The sequence below is a fragment of the Stackebrandtia sp. genome (assembly GCF_035643755.1).
Lineage (GTDB): Bacteria > Actinomycetota > Actinomycetes > Mycobacteriales > Micromonosporaceae > Stackebrandtia.
Genome location: NZ_DASQPW010000156.1, coordinates 1 through 8,650 on the forward strand (window position 1 = coordinate 1; position 8,650 = coordinate 8,650).

Consider the following 8,650-nt stretch of genomic DNA (forward strand, 5'->3'; position numbering starts at 1 on the left):
CCGCGCGCTCGACGACCACCGCGCCGACGGCGTCCGCGCCGTCAAGCTGGTGAGCCGCGCGGGGCTCGGGCGGTGCCAGGGACGGATCTGCGGTCCCGTCGTCGCCGCCATCGCGGGGCTCGACCCCGCCGCCTTCGCGCGGCGGCCGATCGCCGCGCCGATACGTCTGTCCGAATTGGACGATGACAACACCCCAGGAGGAACCCCATGACGCCGGAAAGGCTGGACGGCCTCATCGTCGCCACCGCTTTGCCCTATATGGAGCATGCCGCGGCGCCCGCTGGCCTGCGGCCCGATCTGGACGCCTACGCGCGGCACTGCCGTTGGCTGATCGACAACGGCTGCCGCGGCGTGGGGCCCAACGGGTCCCTGGGTGAGTACTCGTCGCTGACCGATGACGAGCGGCGCGCGGTGGCCCGCACCGCGATCGAGGCCGTGGGCGGCGACGGGCTCGTCGTGGTCGGCGTGCACGGCGTCGGCGCCCACCTGGCTCGCGAGTGGGCGCAGCGCGCCGCCGACGACGGGGCCGACGGGGTGCTGTGCCTGCCGCCGACCATGTACCGCGCCAACGATTCCGAGGTGATCCACCATTTCGCGCAGGTGGCGTCGGTGGGGCTTCCCGTCATGGTCTACAACAACCCGATCGACACCAAGGTGGACCTGACTCCGCGGCTGCTCGCCGAGATCGCGCGGATCGACAACGTCGTCGCGGTCAAGGAGTTCTCGGGGGACGTCAGAAGGGTGCTGGAGATCCGGGAGCACGCCCCCGATCTCGCGCTGGTCGCCGGGGCCGATGACGTGGTGCTGGAGTCGATCCTCATGGGCGCCACGGGCTGGTTCGCGGGGTTCCCCAATGTGTTCCCCGCCGAGTCAGCGCGGCTGCTCGACCTGGCCCGCCGGGGCAGGGTTGCCGAGGCCCGCGCCCTGTACGAGCCGCTGGTGGCGGCGTTTCGCTGGGACTCGCGGGTGGAGTTCGTCCAGGCCATCAAGCGCGGCATGGACCTCGTGGGCCGCTTCGGCGGCCCCTGCCGCCCGCCGCGCGGCCCGCTGTCGCCTCAGAAGCTCGAGGCGCTGGACGCCGACATGCGTCGCGCCATGGATTACTTGCACGCCAACCAATCGGAGGGTTGACCATGCGCGCGTCCCGATACTTCTCGGCCGTCGACTCCCACACCGAGGGCATGCCGACCCGCGTCATCACCGGCGGCGTGGGCACGATTCCGGGCGACACCATGGCCGAGCGCCGCCGCCACTTCGTCGAGCGCATGGACGACGTGCGTCGGCTGCTGGTCAACGAGCCGCGCGGACACGCCGCCATGAGCGGCGCCATCCTGCAGCCCGCCACGCGCGCCGACGCCGACTGGGGCGTGCTGTTCATCGAGGTATCGGGATGCCTGCCGATGTGCGGGCACGGGACCATCGGCGTGGCAACGGTTCTGGTGGAGTGCGGGATGGTACCGGTGACGGAGCCCACCACAGTGGTCAATCTCGACACGCCCGCCGGGCTGGTCACCGCCGAGGTGGCGGTAGAGTCCGGTCATGCGACCTCAGCGAAGATCGCCAACGTGCCGTCCTTCGCGCTGGAGCTGGACGCCGGCGTCGACGTCGACGGCATCGGCCGGGTCCGCTACGACATGGCCTACGGCGGCAACTTCTACCCGATCCTGCCGATCGACGCCCTCGGCATCGGCTTCGATCGCGCGGCAAAGGATCGCATGCTCGGTGCGGGGATGGCCATCATGGAGGCGATCAACGCCCACAACCGCCCCGTGCACCCGGCCGACTCCCGCGTCGCTGGCTGCAAGCACGTCCAGCTCATCGCTCCGGGCGGTCCCGATTCCCACGCCCGCAACGCCATGGTGATCCACCCGGGCTGGTTCGACCGCTCCCCCTGCGGCACCGGCACCTCGGCGCGCATGGCGCAGCTGCACGCCCGCGGCGAGCTGGCCCTCCACGAGCCCTTCGTCAACGAGTCGCTGCTGGGCACCCGCTTCACCGGCGAGCTCATCGCCGAGGCCACCGTGGGCGACGTGCCCGCGGTGCTACCGACGGTGTCCGGGCGCGCCTGGATCACCGGCATGGGCCAGTATCTGCTCGACCCGACCGACCCGTTCCCCACCGGGTTCACCCTGTAGACCATCCGCGAAAGGACGCATCAATGTCCACAGTGATCAGCACGGATCCGCGCACCGGCGACAGCTTCGGCGAACCCTTCCCGCCCACGCCCACCGCCAAGGTCGCCGCCTGGGCGGCCGAGGCCGCCGCGGTGGCCGCCGACCTCGACGCGCGCGGCCGGGCGTTTCGGGCGGGACTGTTGCGCGGCGTCGCCGACGCCCTGGAGGCGAGCCGCGCCGACATCGTGGCCGTCGCCGACGCCGAGACCGGCATCGGACAGGCCCGGCTGGGGGGCGAGCTGACCCGCACCGTCTACCAGGCGCGGCTGTTCGCCGAGGTGCTGGACGAGGCGTCCTATCTGGAGGCGGCGATCGACCACGCGGGACAGACGCCGCTGGGTCCCGGGCCCGACCTGCGCCGCATGCTGGTGCCGCTGGGTCCCGTGGCGGTGTTCGGCGCCAGCAACTTCCCGCTGGCCTTCTCGGTGCCCGGCGGCGACACGGTGTCGGCGCTGGCCGCCGGGTGCCCGGTGATCCTCAAGGCCCACGAGTCCCACCCCGCGACCTCGCGTCTCGCCTTCGAGGTGATGGGCCGGGCGATCGCCGACGCCGGGGCCGATCCCCGGGTGCTGCACCTGGTGTACGGGCGCGAGGCGGGGACCGCCCTGGTGGCCGACCCCCACATCACCGCGGTCGGCTTCACCGGTTCGCTGGGTGCCGGGCGCGCCCTGATGGACGTCATCGACAAGCGACCCGAGCCGATCCCCTTCTACGGCGAGCTTTCCAGCCTCAACCCGATCGTGGTGACCGCCTCGGCGCTGCGGTCGCGCGCGGCGGACATCGCCCGGGGTCTGGTGAACTCCTTCACCTTCGGCGCCGGGCAGCTGTGCACCAAGCCGGGGCTGGTGTTCGTGCCCGGCGGCGACGCGGGCGACGACTTCGCGGCCGCCGTGGCGGAACTGGCGGGCGCGGCCGAGGCGGGCGTGGCGCTCAACGCGGGCATCGCCGCGTCCTACGCCAGCATCTCCGCGGACCTGTCCACGGCGGACGCGGCGTCGGTGGCCGCCGACGGCGGCGCTGCCCCGCGCGACGGCTTTTGGATGAGCCCCAAGGTATTGAGCGTCGGCGCCGACAAGCTCACCGCCGAGCTCACGGGCGAGTGCTTCGGGCCGTTGACGATCCTGGCCCGCTACCGCGACGCGTCCGAACTGGACGGCGCGATCGACGCGCTGCCGTCGTCCCTCACCGCGACCATCCACGCCGAGCCCGACGACTCGGCCGCCGTCGCCGAGCTGTCGCAACGCTTGCGCGCCAAGGCCGGCCGCGTCATCTACGACGGCTTCCCCACCGGTGTGCGGGTCGCCTGGGCCCAGACCCACGGCGGGCCCTGGCCCGCGACCAACAGCGCGCACACCTCCGTGGGAGCGAGCGCGATCCGCCGCTTCCTGCGCCCCGTCACCTGGCAGGACGCGCCGGAGTTCGTGCTGCCGCCGGAGCTGCGCGACGCGGCCGTCGACATCCCGCGCCGCGTCGACGGGCGCCTGGTGCTGCCGGGCTAGCCGTCACCGCGGCTTGCCGGGCGTCAGCAGGCCGCGGTGGAACGCCTCGGCGACGGCCGCGGCGCGGTCGGAGACGCCGAGCTTGGTGTAGATGTGCAGCAGGTGGGTCTTGACGGTGGCCTCGCTGATGAACAGCTTCGCCGCGACCTCCCGATTGGAGTTGCCGGCGGCCACCAGCTCCAGGACCTCGCGCTCGCGCTGGCTGATCGGTTCCTCCCCGCCCGGCGTGCGCACCCGGTGCATCAGCCGCGACGCCACCGACGGCGCCAGCACCGACGCCCCGGTGGCGGCCGCGCGCACCGCCTTGAGCAGGTCCTCGCGGGGCGCGTCCTTCAGCAGGTAGCCGGTGGCGCCCGCCTCGATCGCGGGGAGCACGTAGCTGTCGGTGTCGTACGTGGTCAACACCAGCACCCGGGAGGCGACGCCGAGGCGCTTCAGCTCGGTGATGGCGGCCAGCCCGTCGGTGCCGGGCATTCGCAGGTCCATCAGGATGACGTCCGGGGTCAGGGCGCGGGCCATGCGCACGGCCTCGGCGCCGTCGCTCGCCTCCCCCAGCACCTCGAAGCCCTCGGTGGCGGCGAACATGCCGCTGAGGCCGTCGCGGACGATCGGGTGGTCGTCGGCGATCAGCAGCCGGATCACCGGGTCGTCGGCATTCATGGCGTCGCCTCCAGGGTCGCGGCCGGGACGATGGCGGAGATCGCCGTGCCCGTTCCCGGCTCGGATTCTATGGTCAGTGTTCCCGACACCGCCTCGATGCGTTGGCGCATCGCGATCAGCCCGAAGCCACCGCCGTCGTCGACAGGGGTCGGCTCGGCGAAGCCGCGTCCGTCGTCGCGCACGTCCAGCACCACCTCGTTGTCCAGGTAGGACAGGGTGAGGCCCACGCGACCGGCGCGGGCGTGCTTGGCCGCGTTGGCCAGCCCCTCCTGGGCGGTGCGCAGCAGCGCGTCCTCGATGCCGGGTGCGATCGGGCGTTCGGTGCCGGTGACGGTCACCTGGGCGTTGACGCCGTTGATCGCCGACCAGCGCCGGGCCACATCGGACAACGCGTCCCCCAGTCTCGCCTCCCGCAAGGCTTCGGGACGCAGCGCCCGCACCGAGCGGCGCGCCTCGGTGAGGCTTTCGCGGGCCAGGTCGGTGGCGGCGTCCAGGTGGCGGCGGTGCTCGGTGGTCTCGGCGGCCTGGTCGGCGGCCTGGAGCTGGGTGATGATGCCGGTCAGCCCCTGGGCCAGGGTGTCGTGGATCTCGCGGGCCATGCGTTGGCGCTCGTCCAGGACCCCGGCCTGGCGCGCCTGGGCGAGCAGTCGCTCGTGCAGTCCGGCGTTTTCGGCCAGGCTGGCCTCGAGCCTGCGGTTGGTCTCGGCGAGTTGTGTCATCATCCGCTGGCGTTCCTGGTCCAGTGCCGCGTTGCGCCATAGGAACCAGGCGAAGAAGCACATCGGAATGGCGTTGGCGGCCAGCACCGCCGCGAATGTCAGGACGCCGAAGGCAGTGTGGGTGTCCACGTTGCTGCCCTGCGAGGTGCCCGACACCACCGCCACGCCGGTGACCCCCGCCAGGACGGTGGGCCAGTTCAGCAGGCGGAAGGTCAGCACGTAGGCGGGGACCGCGAACACCCCGAACCAGGGCGCCCGCAGCACCAGGATGAACCAGACGATGACCAGCCCGGCGATGTAGACGGCCATCAGGTGAGGGCGCCGGCGCCAGGCCGGTCTCAGCGACACCATCACCAGCGTCCACACGGCGATCACGACGCACAGGCCGAGATCGGTGAGCAGCGCGGCCGGCTGGTGGTGTTTTTGCACCGCGGTGAAGCCGGCCAGCAGCGCCAGCACCGGGTAGGGCAGGGCCAGGACCAGCGGTGACCACCGGTTGTTGCGCTCCGCCCAGGATGGGTGTGTCGTCAGGGTGCGCACCTGGTGTCCTCTCGCGATTCGGTCGTCCGGCGAGTCAATCTAGTCGGCGACGGTCACTTGGCGGCGAACGCTTCGCGCAGCCGCCTGCCGTTGACGAGCGCCACGACGCCGATGAGCATCAGCCCGCAGACGCCCTGTTCGATCCGCATCCACACCGGGAACAGCCCGGGGATGGAGATGACCACCGCGATCGCGACCACCATGACGGCGGAGACGATGCGCAGCCGCAGGAACATCGCGCGGCCGCCGCGGGCGGCCTTCACGGCGAACAGGGTCGTCACGACGGCGCTGAGCGCGACGATGCTGCCGCGCACCCATACGGCGTCGGTGACGATGGTGCGGTGGTGGCGCATCGCGACGGCGAAGGCCATGGTCAGCACGCTCAGCGTCAGGTATCCCAGGGACAGCGCCTTCACGGTGCGAAGCGTCTGGCGGATTCCGGGGGCGCCGAGGCGCGCCTCGGTCACGGTATTGCTGGTCACTTCGAGTCCTCATTCTACTGTGGCGTGTGTCGCGATCCCTTGTGGTTTCGCTGTATCCAGACTCCTCGATATCCCACGTCGTCGCATCAACCACGCCGCTACCGCGCGGGCGGCGCGGGGTGGATCGTTCCCATCCACCGATCGGTTGATCGGGACCGTGCTAGCATTTGGTCATTCGCCCAAGTCGAATGTCCAAGGAGACGCGCATGGCACCCGAGACCTCGGCCGAACGCGGCCGCCACGTGCGGGAACGCCTGCTCGCCGCGGCCGCCGAGCTGATCGCCGAGCGAGGCTGGACGGCCGTGAGCACCCGCGTCCTCGCCGAGCGAGCCGGGGTGCGACCGGGGCTGGTGCACTACCACTTCGCGTCCCTGCAGGACCTGTTGCGCCAGGCCGCCGTCGCCGCGATGGGCAGGGTGGTCGCCGAGACCTCGCCGCCGTCCGAGGGCGTCGACGATCCCGCGGCCGTCCTCGACGCCCTGACGTCCGCATTGGACGCCTACGAAGGGCGCGATCCCACCTCGCTGCTGTTCATCGAGACCTACCTCGCGTCCACACGCGACCCCGAGCTGCGGGAGCTGATCGCCGCCATGCTCAACGACTTCCGCCACGGCGTGGCCGAGGTGCTGCGCGGCTCGGGCGTCGCCGAGCCCGAGGCCACCGCCGTGGTGCTGGTCGCGGCGCTCGACGGCTACCTGCTGCACAAGGCGCTGGACGTCTCCACCTCGACCGCCGCCGTCAAGACGGTGCTGCGGCGCCTGGTCCCCACCCCATCCCGCTAGGAAGGCAAACCCATGAAGGCAATCATCTGCGGCGCCGGCATCACCGGCCTGGCCGCGGCCAACCGGCTGTCGGACATCGGCTGGGAGGTCGTCGTCGTCGAAAAGGCGCCCGGTCCCCGACCCCAGGGTTACATGATCGACTTCTTCGGCCCCGGATTCGAAGCCACCCAACACATGGGGCTGCAATCGCGGGTCAGGGAACTCGGCTACCACGTGAAGACGTTCGCCTATGTGGACGAGGAGGGCAGGACGCGGGCCTCCGTCGACTACACGCGGTTCGCCAAGGTCCTGGAGGGACACATCGTCAGCATCCTGCGTCCCGACATCGAACTGGCGCTGCGGGAGTCCGTCGAGGACAGTGTGGACCTGCGCTACGGCACCCGCATCGAGACCATCGCCAACTCCGCCGACGGCGTGCGGGTCGGGCTGACCGACGGCACCACCGTCGACGGCGACCTCCTGATCGGCGCCGACGGCATCCACTCCCAGACCCGCGACCAGGTCTTCGGGCCCGAGAGCGATTACCTGCGCTATCTCGGTTTCCACACCGGTGCGTACATATTCGACGATCCCGAGATCCACCAGCTGGTCGGCGACGGCTTCTACCTCACCGACACCGTGGACAAGCAGATGGGCTTCTACGGGTTGCGCGGCACCAAGGTCGCGGTCTTCACCGTCCACCGCACCGACGACCCCGCGCTGCCCGCCGACTCCCAGGCGGCGGTCCGCGACGCCTACCGCGACCTCGGCTGGATCGCGCAGAAGGCCCTGGCGGCGTGCCCGGGCTCCCACGAGGTCTACTACGACCAGGTGGCCCAGATCGAGATGCCACAGTGGATCGACAAGCGGGTCGTCCTGCTGGGAGACTCCTCGTACGCGGTGTCGCTGATGGCCGGGCAGGGCGCATCGCTGGGCATCGCCGGCGCGTACGTGATGGCGCGGCTCATCGACTCCACGCCCGACCTCGACGCGGCCCTGGCGCGCTTCCAGGAGCGCTGGCACCCGGTGGTCACCGAGCGCCAGCGGGTCGCGCGCCGCGGGATCTCCTGGTTCCTTCCCCACTCCCCCAGCCAGTTGACGATGCGGCGCTGGGCCATCAAGGCGATGAAGCTGCCCGGGCTGGACCGCTATCTCGGCAAGGCGTTCCTCGGCAAGTCCCACGTCTCGGTCCAGAGCCTCTCGGAGGCTTGACAGTCGCCGCCTTCGCGTGTATAAAACCAGTTGGTTATATAACGCGAAGGTAATCGACATGACCCCGACCGACACACTCACCTCGACATTCGCCGCGCTCGCCGACCCCACGCGCCGCGCCATCCTGGCCCGACTCGCCGACGGCGAGGCCACGGTCACCGAGCTCACCCGTCCCCTGGCCATCAGCCAGCCCGCCGTTTCCAAGCACCTGCGGGTGCTGGAGCGCGCGGGCCTGGTGCGTCGCGGCCGCGACGCGCAGCGCCGCCCCTGCCACCTGGTGGCCGAGCCGCTCAAGGCGGCCACCGACTGGCTGGCCGAGTACCGCGACTACTGGGAGTCCAGCTACCAACGGCTGGACGACCTGCTCGACGAGCTGCGCGGGGGCGAATCGTGACCGCCGCGGGCCTGCGGGTCGTCGCCTCGGGGCGGCGCGACCTCGTCCTGACCCGCGGCTTCGCCGCGCCGCCGTCGGCCGTCTTCGCCGCCCTCACCCGCCCGGACCTGCTGCGCCGCTGGCACGGCGCGCGCGGCTGGAACCTCACCGCGTGCGAGGTCGACCTGCGGCCGGGCGGCGCGTGGCGGTTCGTCTCCTCCGGTCCCGGC

At 71.5% G+C, this 8,650-nt stretch carries 11 protein-coding genes; 8 read left to right on the plus strand and 3 right to left on the minus strand.

What is annotated here, in order from left to right:
* The 4 genes from VE172_RS11745 to VE172_RS11760 form a co-directional block, all read left to right on the plus strand.
* On the plus strand, positions 1–211 hold a 211-nt coding region (locus VE172_RS11745; RefSeq protein WP_475525769.1), incomplete at its 5' end, for a bacterioferritin-associated ferredoxin.
* Positions 208–1,131, plus strand: a complete 924-nt coding sequence (locus VE172_RS11750) for a dihydrodipicolinate synthase family protein (protein WP_324801575.1) — start codon at positions 208–210, stop codon at positions 1,129–1,131. The genes VE172_RS11745 and VE172_RS11750, both read left to right, overlap by 4 nt.
* A 2-nt stretch (positions 1,132–1,133) precedes the next feature.
* Positions 1,134–2,135: a proline racemase family protein gene (locus VE172_RS11755; protein WP_324801577.1), complete on the plus strand. Its 1,002-nt coding sequence runs from the start codon at positions 1,134–1,136 to the stop codon at positions 2,133–2,135.
* A 23-nt stretch (positions 2,136–2,158) separates the two neighbouring features.
* The gene (locus VE172_RS11760) at positions 2,159–3,673 is read left to right on the plus strand and encodes an aldehyde dehydrogenase (NADP(+)) (RefSeq protein ID WP_324801580.1); all 1,515 of its coding nucleotides are present in this window, start codon (positions 2,159–2,161) and stop codon (positions 3,671–3,673) included.
* 3 nt (positions 3,674–3,676) lie between these two features.
* Here VE172_RS11760 and VE172_RS11765 read toward each other — a convergent pair whose 3' ends face one another.
* Genes VE172_RS11765 through VE172_RS11775 form a run of 3 tightly spaced genes read right to left on the minus strand, consistent with a single transcriptional unit; the run spans position 3,677 to position 6,074 of the window.
* Positions 3,677–4,333, minus strand: coding sequence for a response regulator transcription factor (locus VE172_RS11765; RefSeq protein ID WP_324801583.1), 657 nt, complete (start codon positions 4,331–4,333; stop codon positions 3,677–3,679).
* On the minus strand, positions 4,330–5,592 hold the full coding sequence (locus VE172_RS11770; protein WP_324801586.1) for a sensor histidine kinase: 1,263 nt from the start codon (positions 5,590–5,592) through the stop codon (positions 4,330–4,332). Before VE172_RS11770 ends, VE172_RS11765 begins: the two co-directional genes overlap by 4 nt.
* A gap of 53 nt (positions 5,593–5,645) precedes the next feature.
* Positions 5,646–6,074: a hypothetical protein gene (locus tag VE172_RS11775; protein WP_324801588.1), complete on the minus strand. Its 429-nt coding sequence runs from the start codon at positions 6,072–6,074 to the stop codon at positions 5,646–5,648.
* Positions 6,075–6,280: 206 nt separating this feature from the next.
* Here VE172_RS11775 and VE172_RS11780 point away from each other — a divergent pair, with 206 nt between their 5' ends.
* The 4 genes from VE172_RS11780 to VE172_RS11795 form a co-directional block, all read left to right on the plus strand.
* A complete protein-coding gene (locus VE172_RS11780; RefSeq protein WP_324801591.1) occupies positions 6,281–6,856 on the plus strand; it encodes a TetR/AcrR family transcriptional regulator in 576 nt (191 codons plus the stop codon).
* 12 nt (positions 6,857–6,868) lie between these two features.
* Complete coding sequence (locus tag VE172_RS11785; protein ID WP_324801594.1) at positions 6,869–8,047, plus strand: FAD-dependent monooxygenase; 1,179 nt, start codon at positions 6,869–6,871, stop codon at positions 8,045–8,047.
* Positions 8,048–8,105: 58 nt separating this feature from the next.
* The gene (locus tag VE172_RS11790) at positions 8,106–8,441 is read left to right on the plus strand and encodes an ArsR/SmtB family transcription factor (protein ID WP_324801597.1); all 336 of its coding nucleotides are present in this window, start codon (positions 8,106–8,108) and stop codon (positions 8,439–8,441) included.
* Positions 8,438–8,650: SRPBCC domain-containing protein (locus tag VE172_RS11795; protein ID WP_324801600.1), on the plus strand; the 213-nt coding region annotated here is incomplete at its 3' end. The genes VE172_RS11790 and VE172_RS11795, both read left to right, overlap by 4 nt.

Coding starts and splice junctions, on each gene's coding strand:
- VE172_RS11785 (WP_324801594.1), top strand. CDS start 6,869: ATGAAGGCAATCATCTGCGGCGCCGGCATCACCGGCCTGGCCGCGGCC.
- VE172_RS11765 (WP_324801583.1), bottom strand. CDS start 4,333: ATGAATGCCGACGACCCGGTGATCCGGCTGCTGATCGCCGACGACCAC.
- VE172_RS11750 (WP_324801575.1), top strand. CDS start 208: ATGACGCCGGAAAGGCTGGACGGCCTCATCGTCGCCACCGCTTTGCCC.
- VE172_RS11790 (WP_324801597.1), top strand. CDS start 8,106: ATGACCCCGACCGACACACTCACCTCGACATTCGCCGCGCTCGCCGAC.
- VE172_RS11760 (WP_324801580.1), top strand. CDS start 2,159: ATGTCCACAGTGATCAGCACGGATCCGCGCACCGGCGACAGCTTCGGC.
- VE172_RS11755 (WP_324801577.1), top strand. CDS start 1,134: ATGCGCGCGTCCCGATACTTCTCGGCCGTCGACTCCCACACCGAGGGC.
- VE172_RS11780 (WP_324801591.1), top strand. CDS start 6,281: ATGGCACCCGAGACCTCGGCCGAACGCGGCCGCCACGTGCGGGAACGC.